Annotated in this window: 18 protein-coding genes; 15 read left to right on the forward strand and 3 right to left on the reverse strand. The window is 54.4% G+C overall.

All coding sequences use genetic code 11. The features are described 5' to 3' along the window. Positions 1–14 precede the first annotated feature (14 nt). The 7 genes from OO731_RS02170 to dapF all read left to right on the forward strand — a co-directional run bounded on the left by OO731_RS02170 (position 15) and on the right by dapF (position 5,819). Positions 15–323, forward strand: coding sequence for a helix-turn-helix transcriptional regulator (locus OO731_RS02170; RefSeq protein ID WP_264890480.1), 309 nt, complete (start codon positions 15–17; stop codon positions 321–323). A gap of 83 nt (positions 324–406) precedes the next feature. Next, positions 407–634, forward strand: coding sequence for a DUF3046 domain-containing protein (locus tag OO731_RS02175; protein WP_264890481.1), 228 nt, complete (start codon positions 407–409; stop codon positions 632–634). Between the two features lie 215 nt (positions 635–849). Next, positions 850–1,923, forward strand: a complete 1,074-nt coding sequence (gene recA, locus OO731_RS02180) for a recombinase RecA (RefSeq protein WP_264890482.1) — start codon at positions 850–852, stop codon at positions 1,921–1,923. A gap of 2 nt (positions 1,924–1,925) precedes the next feature. Next, entirely contained in the window at positions 1,926–2,507 is a 582-nt protein-coding gene (locus OO731_RS02185; RefSeq protein ID WP_264890483.1) for a regulatory protein RecX, read from the forward strand. 7 nt (positions 2,508–2,514) lie between these two features. Continuing rightward, positions 2,515–3,996 (forward strand): tRNA (N6-isopentenyl adenosine(37)-C2)-methylthiotransferase MiaB, encoded by a 1,482-nt coding sequence (miaB, locus tag OO731_RS02190; protein ID WP_264890484.1) that lies wholly within the window; start codon positions 2,515–2,517, stop codon positions 3,994–3,996. Next, positions 3,993–4,925 (forward strand): tRNA (adenosine(37)-N6)-dimethylallyltransferase MiaA, encoded by a 933-nt coding sequence (gene miaA, locus OO731_RS02195; protein ID WP_264890485.1) that lies wholly within the window; start codon positions 3,993–3,995, stop codon positions 4,923–4,925. The genes miaB and miaA overlap by 4 nt, the downstream gene beginning before the upstream one ends. Positions 4,926–4,934: 9 nt before the next feature. Then, positions 4,935–5,819 carry a diaminopimelate epimerase gene (gene dapF / locus OO731_RS02200; RefSeq protein ID WP_264890486.1) on the forward strand — a complete coding sequence of 295 codons (885 nt, stop codon included), beginning with the start codon at positions 4,935–4,937 and terminating at the stop codon, positions 5,817–5,819. A 41-nt stretch (positions 5,820–5,860) separates the two neighbouring features. On the opposite strand, the gene OO731_RS02205 is transcribed toward dapF, so the two are convergent. Further along, positions 5,861–6,472, reverse strand: a complete 612-nt coding sequence (locus OO731_RS02205; protein WP_264890487.1) for a class I SAM-dependent methyltransferase — start codon at positions 6,470–6,472, stop codon at positions 5,861–5,863. A 153-nt stretch (positions 6,473–6,625) separates the two neighbouring features. On the opposite strand from OO731_RS02205, the gene hflX reads away from it, so the two are divergent. Further along, entirely contained in the window at positions 6,626–8,029 is a 1,404-nt protein-coding gene (gene hflX / locus OO731_RS02210; protein WP_264890656.1) for a GTPase HflX, read from the forward strand. 17 nt (positions 8,030–8,046) lie between these two features. Here the strand turns inward: hflX and lexA are convergent, their stop codons facing one another. Continuing rightward, positions 8,047–8,718: a transcriptional repressor LexA gene (gene lexA / locus OO731_RS02215; RefSeq protein ID WP_138276032.1), complete on the reverse strand. Its 672-nt coding sequence runs from the start codon at positions 8,716–8,718 to the stop codon at positions 8,047–8,049. 197 nt (positions 8,719–8,915) lie between these two features. On the opposite strand from lexA, the gene OO731_RS02220 reads away from it, so the two are divergent. Genes OO731_RS02220 through OO731_RS02245 form a run of 6 tightly spaced genes read left to right on the forward strand, consistent with a single transcriptional unit; the run spans position 8,916 to position 13,231 of the window. Beyond that, positions 8,916–9,275, forward strand: coding sequence for a hypothetical protein (locus OO731_RS02220; RefSeq protein ID WP_264890488.1), 360 nt, complete (start codon positions 8,916–8,918; stop codon positions 9,273–9,275). A gap of 43 nt (positions 9,276–9,318) precedes the next feature. Continuing rightward, the gene (locus OO731_RS02225; protein WP_264890489.1) at positions 9,319–10,410 is read left to right on the forward strand and encodes a histidinol-phosphate transaminase; all 1,092 of its coding nucleotides are present in this window, start codon (positions 9,319–9,321) and stop codon (positions 10,408–10,410) included. Positions 10,411–10,461: 51 nt separating this feature from the next. Further along, the gene (gene hisB, locus OO731_RS02230) at positions 10,462–11,061 is read left to right on the forward strand and encodes an imidazoleglycerol-phosphate dehydratase HisB (protein WP_138315400.1); all 600 of its coding nucleotides are present in this window, start codon (positions 10,462–10,464) and stop codon (positions 11,059–11,061) included. After that, a complete protein-coding gene (hisH, locus tag OO731_RS02235; protein WP_138315401.1) occupies positions 11,058–11,690 on the forward strand; it encodes an imidazole glycerol phosphate synthase subunit HisH in 633 nt (210 codons plus the stop codon). The genes hisB and hisH overlap by 4 nt, the downstream gene beginning before the upstream one ends. Before the next feature lie 20 nt (positions 11,691–11,710). Next, positions 11,711–12,442, forward strand: a complete 732-nt coding sequence (gene priA / locus OO731_RS02240; protein WP_138275201.1) for a bifunctional 1-(5-phosphoribosyl)-5-((5-phosphoribosylamino)methylideneamino)imidazole-4-carboxamide isomerase/phosphoribosylanthranilate isomerase PriA — start codon at positions 11,711–11,713, stop codon at positions 12,440–12,442. Positions 12,443–12,445: 3 nt separating this feature from the next. Beyond that, complete coding sequence (locus OO731_RS02245) at positions 12,446–13,231, forward strand: SseB family protein (RefSeq protein ID WP_264890490.1); 786 nt, start codon at positions 12,446–12,448, stop codon at positions 13,229–13,231. Positions 13,232–13,238: 7 nt separating this feature from the next. Here OO731_RS02245 and OO731_RS02250 read toward each other — a convergent pair whose 3' ends face one another. Continuing rightward, complete coding sequence (locus OO731_RS02250; protein WP_138275203.1) at positions 13,239–13,577, reverse strand: DUF1844 domain-containing protein; 339 nt, start codon at positions 13,575–13,577, stop codon at positions 13,239–13,241. 178 nt (positions 13,578–13,755) lie between these two features. On the opposite strand from OO731_RS02250, the gene infC reads away from it, so the two are divergent. After that, a complete protein-coding gene (infC, locus tag OO731_RS02255) occupies positions 13,756–14,403 on the forward strand; it encodes a translation initiation factor IF-3 (RefSeq protein ID WP_264890491.1) in 648 nt (215 codons plus the stop codon). Positions 14,404–14,416: the final 13 nt, after the last annotated feature.

Genomic DNA, 14,416 nt, shown 5'->3' on the forward strand with positions numbered 1-14,416 from the left:
CAAAGGAGGCACAAATGGTTCTAGTTCGTCAAGAAATCGGAGACGTGCTTCGCGACTTTCGTTTGCAGAAGGGTCGAACCCTTCGCCAGGTCGCAGGGCGCGCTAGCGTGGCTTTGGGCTATCTAAGCGAGGTAGAGAGAGGGCAGAAAGAGGCTTCTTCTGAGATCCTCGCTTCTGTCGCTGAGGCACTAGATGTCCCAATCTCGCAGATCATGCGTGAGGTTAGTGACCGCCTTGCTTTGCTTGAGGGAGTCACCATCCCTGACACAATTCCGGCAGAGTTTGTAACTAACTACGATTCCGCCCTTGCTGGAGCTCGCTAGCTCCAACAACAAATGACTCTGAAAGACCTCCGGCATTGTCGGGGGTCTTTCTGCATATCTCAAAGCTTGGGTAGGGTCGTAGGGTGCGCTTGAGTGAATTTCGTGAATACATGACCGATGAATTTGGTCGCGGCTACGCGCTGGTCGTGGCAGAGGATCTAGTTATCGGTGAATTGGGCGATCTAACCGCCAACCAAGCGCTGGCCAAGGGTGCGGCACCCAAAGAGGTGTGGCTCGCTGTCTGCCACGCTGCTGGTGTGCCAAAAGAGCGGTGGCATGGGGCTGCCAAAGACAAGCCAAAAGTTCGCTGAACAAAAACCCGAAGAAACGACACGCCAAATAAATTAACTATCGAAATCTTGTTCGAATGCGTGTAGGTTATTAACAACGGGTTTTGCGGTGCAGTTTTCAACAATTTGATTCGGTTTTTCAGCAATGTCAGACCGGCAAAATAAAGTCGGATTTTAGAAATCAAAACCACCTGAAGTTCATCAGCAACGGCGATTAGCCAGAATCAGAGGACCAAATGCCATCACCATCAGATCGCGAAAAGGCACTAGACACTGCTCTTGCCCAGATTGACCGTCAGTTCGGTAAAGGCTCAGTTATGCGCCTTGGTTCAGATGATCGAGCACCAGTTGAGGTAATCCCAACCGGCTCAATCGCTCTGGACGTAGCCCTGGGTACCGGTGGCCTGCCAAAGGGTCGCATCGTTGAGATTTACGGCCCAGAGTCTTCAGGTAAAACCACCGTTGCACTGCACGCAATTGCTAACGCCCAGCGCAACGGAGGAATCGCTGCTTTCATCGATGCTGAGCACGCGCTCGACCCTGAGTACGCAAAGGCCCTTGGTGTTGACACCGATGCACTGTTGGTTAGCCAGCCAGACACCGGTGAGCAGGCTCTAGAAATTGCCGACATGCTGATTCGTTCGGGCTCAATCGACATCATTGTTATCGACTCTGTTGCAGCACTTGTACCACGTGCCGAGATCGAGGGTGAAATGGGAGACTCACACGTCGGTCTGCAGGCGCGTTTGATGTCGCAGGCACTGCGCAAGCTGACCGGTGCTTTGAACAGCACCGGCACCACCATGATCTTCATCAACCAGCTCCGCGAGAAAATCGGTGTGTTCTTCGGAAGCCCTGAAACCACCGCAGGTGGTAAGGCGCTAAAGTTCTACGCTTCGGTCCGCTTGGACATCCGCAGAATTGAGACCCTCAAGGACGGCACTGAGGCTGTCGGAAACCGTACTCGCGTCAAGGTCGTAAAGAACAAGATGGCAGCGCCGTTCAAGCAGGCAGAATTCGACATCATTTACGGAATTGGTATTTCTCGCGAGGGAAGCCTGATCGACTTCGGTGTCGAACAAGAGATTGTGAAGAAGTCAGGTGCCTGGTACACCTACGAGGGTGAACAGCTTGGTCAGGGTAAAGAGAATGCCCGTAAGTACCTCATCGAAAACGGCAAGGTTGCCGACGAGATTGAGAAGAAAATCAAGACCAAGCTAGGCATCGGTGTACCGCGCGCGGTTGCCGATTTGCCGGCCGAATCCACTCCAGACGCTTCAACCAAAGCAAAGGCTGCCAACGCAGGCTAAGAATGGTTTACCAACGAGGTCGGTCCAAACGCGTCAAATCAGGCTCTGAGGAGTCTTTTGAGGCGAATGAGGGCCGGCCTCGCCCAGTTAAAGACAAGCCACAGCCAAGCCCAGAGCGGCTTGAGCAGCGAGCCCGAAATGTCCTTCTTTACCAACTTGCCAAGAGTGCAAAGTCCAAGCATCAGCTTCGTGAAATTCTTGAAAAGCGCGAAATTCCGACTGAAATCGCTGAGCCGATCCTCGAGCGTTTCACCGAAGTTGGCCTAATTGATGATCAAGCGTTTGCGGCTACTTTGGTTTCAAGCCGGCGAGCATTCCGCGGGTTATCCAAGTCCGCAATTCGCCAGGAGCTAAAAACCAAGGGGGTCGAGGCTCAAGTCATCGAAACGGCGCTTGAGACAGTTTCCTCCGAAGACGAACTCCAGTCGGCACAAGAACTTGCTCTCAAAAGGTTCAACCAAATGGCTCACCTTGATAAAGCAACGAGAGACCGGCGTCTGGCGGGTTTCCTTCAGCGCAAAGGGTATTCCAGCTCGATCACCTTCGCGGCTATCCGCTGGGCCGAGAGCCAAGAGCTAAAATAGTCACCTAATGACAAATGCAACCCGCACCTACGAAGTGCGCACTTACGGCTGCCAGATGAACGTTCACGATTCTGAACGTCTAACTGGGCTTCTTGAGGGCGCTGGCTATGAGCCAGTCGAGTCTGGTTTGGCCGACATCATCGTTTTCAACACGTGTGCCGTGCGTGAAAATGCCGATAACAAGCTCTATGGCAATTTGGGTATGCTCGGCGAAATTAAGCGTGAAACCCCGGGAATGCAAATTGCCGTGGGCGGTTGTCTGGCTCAAAAAGACCGCGAGACCATCATTAAGCGCGCGCCTTGGGTTGACGTCGTATTCGGAACCCACAACATCGGCTCTCTCCCGGCGCTACTCGAGCGAGCCCGCCACAACCAAGAGGCCCAGGTCGAAATCCTTGAGGCACTGGAAACTTTTCCTAGCGATTTGCCAACCAAGCGAGACTCAACCTACGCGGGCTGGGTTTCGATCTCGGTGGGTTGTAATAACACCTGCACCTTCTGCATCGTTCCGAGCCTCAGAGGCAAAGAGAAAGACCGCCGTCCTGGCGATGTCCTTGCCGAGGTTCAAGCACTGGTAGATGACGGTGCCGTCGAGGTCACGCTTCTCGGCCAGAACGTAAACACCTATGGTGTTGAGTTTGGTGACAAGGGAGCGTTTGCCAAGTTGTTGCGCGCCTGCGGCGAGATCAAGGGCCTTGAGCGGGTGCGTTTTACCAGCCCTCATCCCGCAGCTTTCACCGATGACGTCATCGAGGCCATGGCCGAGACTCCTAACGTCATGCCGTCCCTTCACATGCCACTCCAGTCTGGCAGCGACAAGGTTCTCAAGGACATGCGTCGCAGCTATCGCAGCGATAAATACCTGGGCATCATCGAGCGGGTTCGCAATTTGATTCCGGATGCTGCCATCACAACCGACATCATCGTCGGATTTCCTGGTGAAACGGAAGAAGACTTCCAAGAAACCATGCGGGTTGTAGCAGAGTCTCGCTTCAGTGCGTCATACACGTTCCAATACTCCAAGCGCCCTGGCACGCCAGCCGCCGATCTTCCTGACCAATTACCTAAGGCAGTTGTGCAAGAGCGATACGAGCGCCTAATGGCTTTGGTTAATGATGTTGCGTTGAAAGAAAATCAACTCCAAATTGGTCGAACCGTTGAAATCTTGGTTGCCAACAACGAGGGTCGTAAGGATGAAGCCACTAACCGAATGAGCGGTCGCGCCCGGGATAATCGTCTGGTGCACTTTGAGATTCCTGAGGGAGCCGAGCGTCCACGTCCTGGAGACATGGTTACCGCACGCATCACGGACGCTGCTCCTTACCACCTGCTAGCTGACGACCTAAGTGCCTACAGCGTCAGGCGGACAACCGCGGGTGATGCATGGGACCGTGCTGAGGCTGCGAGCTGTTCCGTTCCGGCTACCTCCACTGGCGGAGCTGCCCAGTCGGTTTCACTTGGCTTACCAACACTAAAAAAGCCGGAATGAAGCCCAAACTAATTGCTGTAGTTGGCCCTACCGGAAGCGGCAAGTCCAACCTCGCGATTGAAATTGCTAAACATGTTTTGTCCCACGGGGGCCGAGCAGAGATTATCAACGCCGATTCAATGCAGTTTTATCGAGGCATGGACATTGGTACTGCAAAACTTTCCGTCGAGGAACGTCAAGGAATCACTCACCACCTTTTTGACTGGCTTGAGATCACGGATGAGTCCACCGCAGCCGAGTATCAAGCCGTAGCGCGGCCATTAATCGAGGAGCTTCAGACCCAGGGTGTGGTTCCGATTTTGGTCGGTGGTTCAATGCTTTACGTTGCCGCCGTTTTGAATAATTTTGAGTTTCCGGCCCGCGATGCACAGCTCAGGGCCCAACTTGAGGTCGATCTTGAGCAAGTCGGTCCGCACGAGTTGCATCGAAGGCTGGCTGCTATTGATCCGGTGGCTGCCGGCAGAATCACCCCAGAAAACGGCCGCCGAACTGTGCGTGCTCTTGAGATCGTCACACTTACTGGTCAGCCGTTTGCGGCCGCATTACCCGATGAGATCGTCGACTGGCAGCCTGTGCTCGAAATAGGTACCAATGGGCCGCGAGAGGACCTCAGGGCGCGGCTGGAGGCCCGAGTGCACCAAATGTGGGAAAACGGTTTGCTGAACGAGGTTGAGAGCCTTATTCCGCTCGGAGTTCGAAACGGTAAAACTTCATCCAGGGCAATTGGCTACGCGCAGGCACTAAACCAAATTGATGGCTTGATGAGTGAAGAAGAGGCAATCGCCGACACCGTGCGTTTGACCCAAAAATATGCCAGACGCCAGATGTCTTGGTTCCGTCGCGATCCACGAATCAACTGGCTTGATTACCAAGACCTGCAGTTTCAGAGTAAGGCCCTGCAGCTGGTTACCAATTGGCTTGACCTTTAGGCTTGAGGCATGGCTAATTTGATAAATTTCACCAAAGGGCACGGCACGGGCAACGACTTTGTGCTGTTTCTCGACCCTGATGGAGAGGTCAAACTCACTGCTGCGCAGATTGCCAAGATTTGTGATCGCCACTTCGGCATTGGAGCCGACGGTCTCATCCGAGTGATTAAGTCTACGGCGCTACCCGAAGGTGCTGCTGTGCTTGATGAAGAGCCAAATGCCACCTGGTTCATGGATTACTACAACGCAGATGGCTCGACTGCGGAAATGTGCGGCAACGGAACCCGTGTCTTTGCTCGGTATCTGACCGAAAAGGGATTGATCGAACTTCACGATGGTGAAACCTTGTCAATCGGCACGCGCGCAGGGGTTAAGGATCTTCAGCGCAACATGGCTGGTTTTGCTATCGACATGGGTCGCTGGAAGCTCGAGGGGGAGAGCCTAGTCAAGGCTTCAAACCTAGAGGTATCGCGCCCAGGCCAGGGGATTAACCTCGGAAACCCACACATTGTCGTTGCGTTAGCCGAGGCCGAGGAGCTGGCCAACCTAGACCTAACTCGCAAGCCTGCAATTGAGCCGGAGCCTGTCAAGGGTGCGAATGTGGAATTTGTTGTTCCATCTGACCCAATGGTCAAAGACGGGGTTGGCAGCATCCAGATGCGCGTTTACGAGCGTGGCGTTGGTGAAACGCTGTCTTGTGGAACCGGGATTGTGGCTGCCGCTTTGGCTACTCGGCACTGGGCCGGCGCAGGTGCACCGAATCAGTGGACAGTGCGAGTGCCTGGCGGAACTTTGGGTGTGCGCATGTTCGCAGCCGAAGACGGCGAGCACGTTGGTCTCAGCGGTGCCGCTGAACTGGTTTATGACGGCCAGATCGACATCAGCATTCTTTAGGTTGGGGTGTCCCTAGAGACCTAAGCGCGGTTCTTGGAGACCTAAGCGCGGTTCTTGACCCGCAAAACTCTGAATGATTTGGCTGTTTCGACTCGGATAGTCGAGAAGCCTTCGGGTAGTTCCACCTCAAGCCATCGATGCAGTGAATCAGCACCCAAATTCTTTTGAACCACGAGGTATCCCTCGGCACCAGCGCTCAAACGTGGCAGCCAGGTCAGCAAGATTTCGTGAAGGATATCCTTGCCAACCCGAATTGGTGGGTTTGACCAGATTCCGCTGAAGGCGAGATCCTTCGGCACGTCCTCTGGCTTGCAAGTTTTGATATTGGTAAGACCAAGTTTGGCGGCGTTGGCCGCAGTGAGTTCCAATGAACGCTCGTTGACGTCCACCGCCCAGATTGTGGCTTTGGGTGAGCGAACCGCAAGCGATAGGGCAATCGGCCCCCAACCGCAACCAATGTCAAGAATGTTTCCGCTCGGCGGAGCTTCATCCAAGTGCTGTAACAGTATTTGCGTACCCTGATCGATGTGGTCTGGGCTGAAAATACCACCTGCAGTGGTCACCGTTACCGCGCGACCATCAATGGTTACCTGAATTTGCTTGGGCTTGAAATTGCTGCCTGGGGTTTCCGAAAAGTAGTGTTCAGAAGCCATAGTGGAAACAGTAATACAGATAGGCAAACTAGTGTTAGTTGCGTGGACGACGAGCTTTTTGCTGAAGATGATCAACCAACTTTCACTCATGGCACCTCACGGGGTGATGAGGTCGTAGAACGCATCCTGCGCCGCGGTGAGCGTGCGGCTGCGCTGGGTGCCGAAGAGACCCACAATTTCAATTCTTATGACGGCGATCAGTCCGAGCGCGAGGATCGATCTGCTCTGCGACGGGTTGCCGGTCTTTCCACCGAACTCGAAGACATCACGGATGTGGAGTACCGACAGCTCCGCCTCGAAAAAGTAATCCTGATCGGCCTTTGGGGTGAAAACACGCTGCTAGATGCTGAAAATTCGCTTCGCGAGCTTGCAGCGCTCGCCGAAACTGCAGGTGCAACGGTTCTTGACGGTCTCCTGCAGCGACGTGCCCACCCAGACCCTGCCACCTATCTGGGAAAGGGTAAGGCGCAGGAACTCAAACAGCTCGTTGCCGCGGCTGGGGCAGACACTGTCATCGCCGACACTGAGTTAGCACCAAGTCAGCGACGTGCACTCGAAGACGTAGTCAATGCCAAGGTGATTGATCGGACCGCAGTTATTCTCGACATCTTTGCCCAGCACGCCAAGAGCCGCGAGGGTAAAGCTCAGGTAGAACTTGCTCAGCTTGAGTACCTACTGCCGCGCCTTCGAGGCTGGGGTGAGTCGATGTCGCGTCAGGCCGGCGGTCAGGCTGCCGGTGGTGTTGGTATGGGTTCACGCGGACCCGGCGAAACCAAGATTGAGCTCGATCGTCGAAGAATCAATACCCGGATGGCCAAACTTCGCAAGCAAATTATTGCGATGAAGCCAGCGCGCGAAACCAAACGGGCTAATCGCAAAAAGAATGCCGTGCCAGCCGTGGCAATCGCCGGCTACACCAACGCGGGTAAGTCATCATTACTCAACCGCATGACCCAGGCCGGCGTTTTGGTTCAGAACGCACTGTTTGCAACCCTTGACCCAACCGTCCGTAAGGCAAAAACTCCCGACGGCCGCGACTTTACTTTCGCCGACACAGTGGGCTTTGTTCGCAACCTGCCTCACCAACTTGTTGAAGCCTTCAGGTCCACCCTTGAAGAAATCGCAGATAGCGACCTGATCGTTCACGTTGTTGATGCCTCGCACCCCGATCCAGCCGGGCAAATCGCCACGGTGCGTGACGTTATTGGTGAGGTCGGGGCCCGAGGAATTCCGGAACTTATCGTCTTCAACAAGATCGACCTAGCTGATGAAACTCAGCGCATGGCTCTACGCGGGATGGAGCCTGCCTCGATCGGGGTTTCTGCTCGTACCGGTGAAGGAATTGTAGAGCTCATGCAGGTCATCGCCGACTTGCTGCCTGAGCCAAATGTGGAGATTGCCGTTTTGATTCCATACAACCGGGGTGATTTGGTGTCCAAGCTGCACCTGAATAGTCGAATCATGATGCTTGACTATCGCGAAGGTGGCACTTTTGTGCGGGCAATGGTTAAGCCAGAAACGGCAGCCGAACTTGCCGACTACCGTTTGGTGATTTGAGGTTTTTGGGCTGCGGCCTAGACCGAGCGGAGAACCGCAACAACTTTGCCCATAATTACGGCATGGTCGCCAAGAATTGGTGCAAATTCTGAGTTCCTAGGCAACAGCCAAGTGTGGCCGTCCTGCTGCTTGAAGGTCTTTACTGTGGCCTCGTCCTCTAGCAGGGCCGCAACGATGTCTCCGTTTTCGGCATTCTGCTGTTGGCGCACAACTACCCAGTCGCCATCGCAAATGGCTGCGTCAATCATCGACTCGCCTTTAACTTTCAATAGGAACAAATCTCCCTTTCCGACTAGCTGTCGGGGGAGGGGGAAAATCTCCTCAACGTTCTGCTCGGCGGTGATTGCGGTACCAGCCGCAATTTGACCGACCATCGGAACCATGGCCGCATCGCCGATCGGGGTTGCGTTTTCGCTGCTTTCGGAGCTTTGGCCCTCCCAGCCCGGCAGCTCGATCAAAACGTCAATTGTGCGAGGGCGCTTGGGGTCTCGGCTGATGTAGCCGGCAAGTTCAAGTTGATTCAACTGGTGACTAACGCTGGCAGGCGAGGCCAGCCCAACTTCTTCACCGATTTCGCGCATGCTTGGCACGTAACCACGTTCAGCCTTTGATCGTTGAATAGCCTGCAGAATTCTCTCCTGCATTGGGCTCAAGCTGGATGCACGTCTCGTGGAGCGCTTTTCTTCCATCGCCAGGCCTTTCGTGATTGTCATGGGTACCTGTTTGAATCTAGAACTATCGAAAGAGTATTCGTAAAACAGGTATAAATCAAACACATTTTCGAATAAAACAAATTTTTCTTGACAAATTGTCGGTAGTTATTTGTATTCTTGTTCTAAAGCGAACAACTGTTCGAAACAAAGGTTTCAATTGAGAGGTGTTTCAGATGTCTAGCTACACACCAACCACTCGCATGGTCCGTCCAACCGTTCGTGTTGAGAACCAGGTCAAGTTGAGCACTGCTGGTCGACGCTTTGTTAGAAGCGCAATCATCCTTGCGGTTGCAACTGCGGGCTTCATCGCAACTGCCAACGGTTTCGGCGCCAGTAACGCCAACGCAAACTCATCAGCAGCTCAAGTCTCGTTCCAGTACGTAACCGTTTCTGCCGGCCAAGACCTGTGGAGCATGGCTGAGAAGCTTGCTCCAAACCGTGACCCTCGCGACTGGATTGTGGACGTTGTGAACCTAAACGGCCTCGGAACCACCGAGGTACAGCCAGGGCAAAAGATCGCGCTTCCTAACTAGTCGTTCCGAGGTACTCGGCACCGCCCTCCGGTAACCTAGTCGGGTGGCTAATCTAGAAGACCTTCCCCTACGCAGTGACCTACAAGGGCGCAAACCCTACGGTGCACCTCAACTTTCCGTTCCTGTTGCGCTAAACGTAAACGAGAACACACACCGTATTCCCGAAGACGTCGCGGTCGACATCATCGGCCGTCTGGCCGCAGCGGTTTTAGACATCAACCGCTATCCAGATCGTGAATTCACTTCACTTCGTCAGGCATTAGCCGATTACCTTGACGCTGACCTAGCTGTCGAAAACATTTGGGCTGCTAACGGTTCAAACGAGGTCCTCCAGCACATCTTCCAAGCCTTCGGTGGCCCCGGCCGCAAGGCCCTCGGTTTCAATCCGACTTACTCGATGTACGGCCTAATCGCTCAGGGAACGGGAACCGATTACGTCGATTACCCGCGTCTTGATCGCTACGAGCTGACTCCCGAGCACATTCGTAGTGCAATCCTCGCTGAGCGTCCGAACATCGTCATGCTGTGTTCACCAAACAACCCAACCGGTACGCCCCTCAGTCTGAGTTGCGTTGAGGCTGCTTATGACGCTGTCTCGGAGGCAACTGGCGGCATCGTTGTGGTTGACGAAGCCTATGCCGAATTTGGCGGAGTCACCGAGGTTAGCGCTGTAAGCCTCTTGCCTGGTCGTGAACGGCTCCTAATCAGCCGAACCATGTCAAAGGCTTTCGCGTTTGCCGGTGCCCGAGTGGGGTACCTCGCTGCAGACCCGGCTGTCGTGGATGCCCTACGGCTTGTGCGACTGCCGTATCACCTGAGCGCATTTACTCAGGCAGCTGCTGAAGGAGCCCTGGCTCACTCTGAAACAATGCTGGCCACCGTTGACGACATTCGATACCAGCGCGACCGAATCGTCATCGAGCTGAAGGATATGGGGCTAGATCCATTCCGATCCGACGCCAATTTTGTGTTATTCGGAGGGCTCGAGGACTCGAATGCTGTTTTTGAAGCGCTCTTGGCCAAGGGTGTCCTAATTCGCAACGTTGGCATTCCAGGAACCCTTCGAGTATCTGCAGGTACTGAGGCAGAGACAACGTCCTTTCTGGAGGCACTGCGCGAAGTCCTAGCAAAGTAGCAATTCGCTAGACTTAGATAATTCGAAAATCGCTTTGCGAAAGGTAAAACTATGAGCCGGTCTGCATCATTGCAGCGCAGCACCTCAGAGTCTTCAATTGAGTTGACGCTCAACCTTGATGGCACTGGTCGCGCGGACATCTCGACTTCTGTCCCGTTCTTTGACCACCTGCTAACCGCATTTGCAAAGCACTCACTGGTCGACCTTTCGGTCCGCGCCACCGGAGATACACATATCGATGTGCACCACACAGTTGAGGACACCGCGATTGTTTTGGGTCAGGCGATTCGTCAGGCTCTGGGCGACAAGGCTGGTATCGGACGCTACGGCGACGCGACCGTCCCGCTAGATGACGCACTTGCTCGCGCTGTTGTTGATGTTTCAGGCCGCCCTTACCTCGTTCACACCGGTGAGCCTGCAGGATTTGAATTTCACCTAATTGGTGGGCACTTCACTGGTTCGATGATTCGCCACGTTTTTGAAGCCATTTCGCTAAATGCGGGCATCACGGTGCACGTGACTGTTCTTGACGGCCGCGATCCGCACCACATCGCCGAAGCTGAGTTCAAGGCGTTTGCTCGTGCATTCCGTAAGGCCGTTGAAAACGACGCACGTGTAGTCGGCATTCCTTCTACCAAGGGTGCTTTGTGATTGCACCCCGCGTAGTCGTTTTAGATTACGGCAGCGGTAACGTCCACTCAGTGGCCCAGGCTCTAGAGGTAGCTGGCGCCCGCGTTGAACTCACTAAAGACCGTGAAGCCGTGCTTGCGGCTGATGGTTTGGTGGTTCCGGGTGTCGGCGCCTTCACTGCCGTTATGGAGCAGCTAAATGATGTGAAGGGCGCCGAACTTATTGACCGCAGATTGGTTGCCGGCAAACCGGTGCTCGGAATTTGCGTTGGCCTCCAGGTTATGTTCGAGCAAGGCCTAGAACACGGGATTGAGACCCAAGGCCTCGGGCAGTGGCCAGGAATCGTTGAAAAACTCGACGCGCCAGTTCTGCCGCACATGGGTTGGAACACTGTTCAGCCCCCTGCGGCCACTAAATTGTTCAGCGGAATCGAGCAGGAGCGTTTCTACTTCGTTCACTCTTACGGAGTAAGAAACTGGCAGATGGATGAGCAGGGGCCGTTGACCCACCCTCAAGTTACCTGGGCAGAATATGGCTGCCGCTTCATCGCAGCTGTCGAAAATGGTCCGTTGTCGGCCACCCAGTTTCACCCAGAGAAATCCGGGCAAGCGGGCATCAAACTTCTCAGCAATTGGCTGGGCACTTTTTAGTATCAAGGAAAGAGATTTAAATGGCTAACTACCTAGAGTTACTTCCAGCTGTCGATGTTGCTGACGGAAAGGCCGTTCGCCTAACCCAGGGTGAAGCAGGTTCAGAGACCGATTACGGCAGCCCACTTGAGGCGGCCCAGACCTGGATCCAGGCTGGCGCTGAGTGGATCCACCTAGTCGATCTAGATGCTGCATTCGGTCGTGGCGATAACCGCGCCATCATTCGTGAGGTTGTTGACTCGGCTTCATCGGTAAAGATCGAACTCTCCGGTGGTATCCGTGACGATGCTTCCCTTGAGGCGGCCCTCGAGGCTGGCGCAACCCGCGTCAACTTGGGCACAGCAGCTCTAGAAAACCCTGAATGGACCGAGCGCGTCATTGCCAAATTTGGTGATGCAATTGCCGTCGGTCTAGATGTTCGCGGTACCACCCTCGCTGCACGCGGTTGGACTCGCGAGGGTGGCGACCTCTGGGAGGTGCTCGCTCGTCTCGAGGCAGCAGGCTGTGCTCGTTACGTGGTTACCGATGTAACCAAGGACGGCACCCTTCGTGGCCCAAACATCGATTTGCTTCGTGAGGTCATGAAGCGCACCGATAAGCCAGTTGTGGCATCTGGAGGCATCAGCTCACTGCAGGACATCCGTGATTTGCGAGCTTTGGTAGGAGAGGGGCTTGAGGGTGCAATTCTCGGTAAGTCGCTTTACGCCAACAAATTTACGCTCGAAGAAGCACTCGAGATCGCAAACGCCTAGATCATGAAAAGCCACGACCACGAGCACATCAACAGCAATCCGCTAGCGGATTCAGCTGGTGTGCCGTGGGAGGGCCGCAGCTTCGAACAAAATCCATTTTCCGACGACGATGGATCCGCGCGACCAGAGTTAATCCTGGCAATTGCTGAATTTCAAATGTCTGGCGATGCCAGCAAGGTAATCGCAGAGGTGTCGAAATCTCGCCTGTTGGTTCCACTGTTGGCCGACCTTGGTGAATCAGGTCAGGGTGCGCATGGCCAGACTGTCGACAAAAGTGCCGACCTCTCCATCGTGACGGTTAAGACTCCCGATGGCGAGACCGGGCTTCCGGTGTTCAGCTCGGTAACAGCGATGTCGGCTTGGAATACCAAAGCCCGCCCAGTACCAAGTGATGCGGTGCGGGTCGCGCTGGCTGCTGCGAGCGAAGGCACCAAGCGGGTGATTCTGGATCCAGGTTCACCAACCGAATTTGTAATTAGGCGCCCTGCGATTGAGGCGTTGGCCAAGCAGAAAGCCTGGATTCCTCCGCATCTAAATCGTGAACTGTTTGGGGCGTTCACCGCTCAATTGGCCAGCCAGCCAGCTGTTCGTTCGCTGAATCTGCGTTCTGGTGACCTCATGTCACGACTATCCGGGCCTGAACTGGTTATCTCACTCGAAATGAAGCCGGGTCTGGCCCAAGCAGAACTGCAGAGTGTTGTGACTCAACTTGTGAACCAGTGGTCCACAATCCCAAACCTTGGTGACCTAGTTGACTCGATGAAAGTTGAGATTCAGCCAGCCCGATGAATTACGGCTAGTTGACCGGTCCGGTGAATTTTTCGCCCGGTCCTGCTCCTGGAGCATCTTTAATTGCCGAAGCCTCTCGGAAAGCCAACTGAAGCGATCGAAGTCCGTCGCGCAACGGCCTGGCGTGGTGGTCGCCGATCTCCGCTGCTGAAGCGGTAACTAGACCTGCTAGAGCATTGATTAGCTTTCGCGCTTCGTCCAGGTCACCCTTTGAACCATCCTCGCTCAAACCGCACTGAACCGCGGCGGCGCTCATCAAGTGCACAGCAGTGGTGGTAATTACCTCTACCGCTGGAACCTCCGCAATATCGCGTACCTGGTCAGCAACATCTTTGAACTCAGCCAAGGGGCTTCTCCTTTTGTAATCTTTCTGCTAGGCTAACCCATGGCTCCGAGGTTTATCCTCGGTCAGAAGTGGATTCATTTCCCACCCGCGTCTACCGACTCTTATAGGTTGCCGGGTAAAGCTTATGAAACTTTCGTTTCTGTACGCTCATCGGCATTTGCCGCAAGCGTGGCCATTCATGTCACGTTTAGAGGAGCAACTTATCAGCGATCCCCGTATCAACGAGCGCATCCGCGTGCCAGAGGTTCGCCTCGTCGGCGCCGCAGGTGAGCAGATTGGCGTTGTCCGAATTGAAGATGCCTTGCGCATGGCGCAGGAGCAGGACCTTGACCTAGTCGAGGTTGCCCCAACTTCTAAGCCACCAGTTGCAAAACTGATGGACTTCGGCAAGTTCAAATACGAAGCTGCACAGAAGGTTCGCGAGGCACGTAAAAACCAGGTCAACACCATTCTCAAGACCGTTCGTTTCGGTCTAAAGATTGATGCTCACGACTATGGCACAAAGCGTGGCCAGATCGAGCGCTTCCTCAAGGCCGGTGACAAGGTCAAGGTGATCGTGGTTTTCCGCGGTCGCGAACAGTCTCGCCCAGAAATGGGTATCAAGTTGCTTCAGAAGCTTGCCGAAGAAGTAGCCGAGTTGGGTGCAGTCGAATCGAATCCTTCGATCGACGGACGAAACATGGTTATGGTCATCGGTCCGCTAAAGAACAAGGCAGATGCCAAAGCAGAAGCCAAAAAAGCGGCAGACAAGTTGTCTAAGGCAGCAGCCAAAGACCAGGAAAGCCCAGAACAGCCAAAGGAATCGGCAGCAGAAGCTGCCGAGTAGAAACAGGAGATAG

The sequence above is a fragment of the Rhodoluna sp. KAS3 genome, from assembly GCF_026000575.1.
Taxonomy (GTDB): Bacteria; Actinomycetota; Actinomycetes; order Actinomycetales; family Microbacteriaceae; genus Rhodoluna.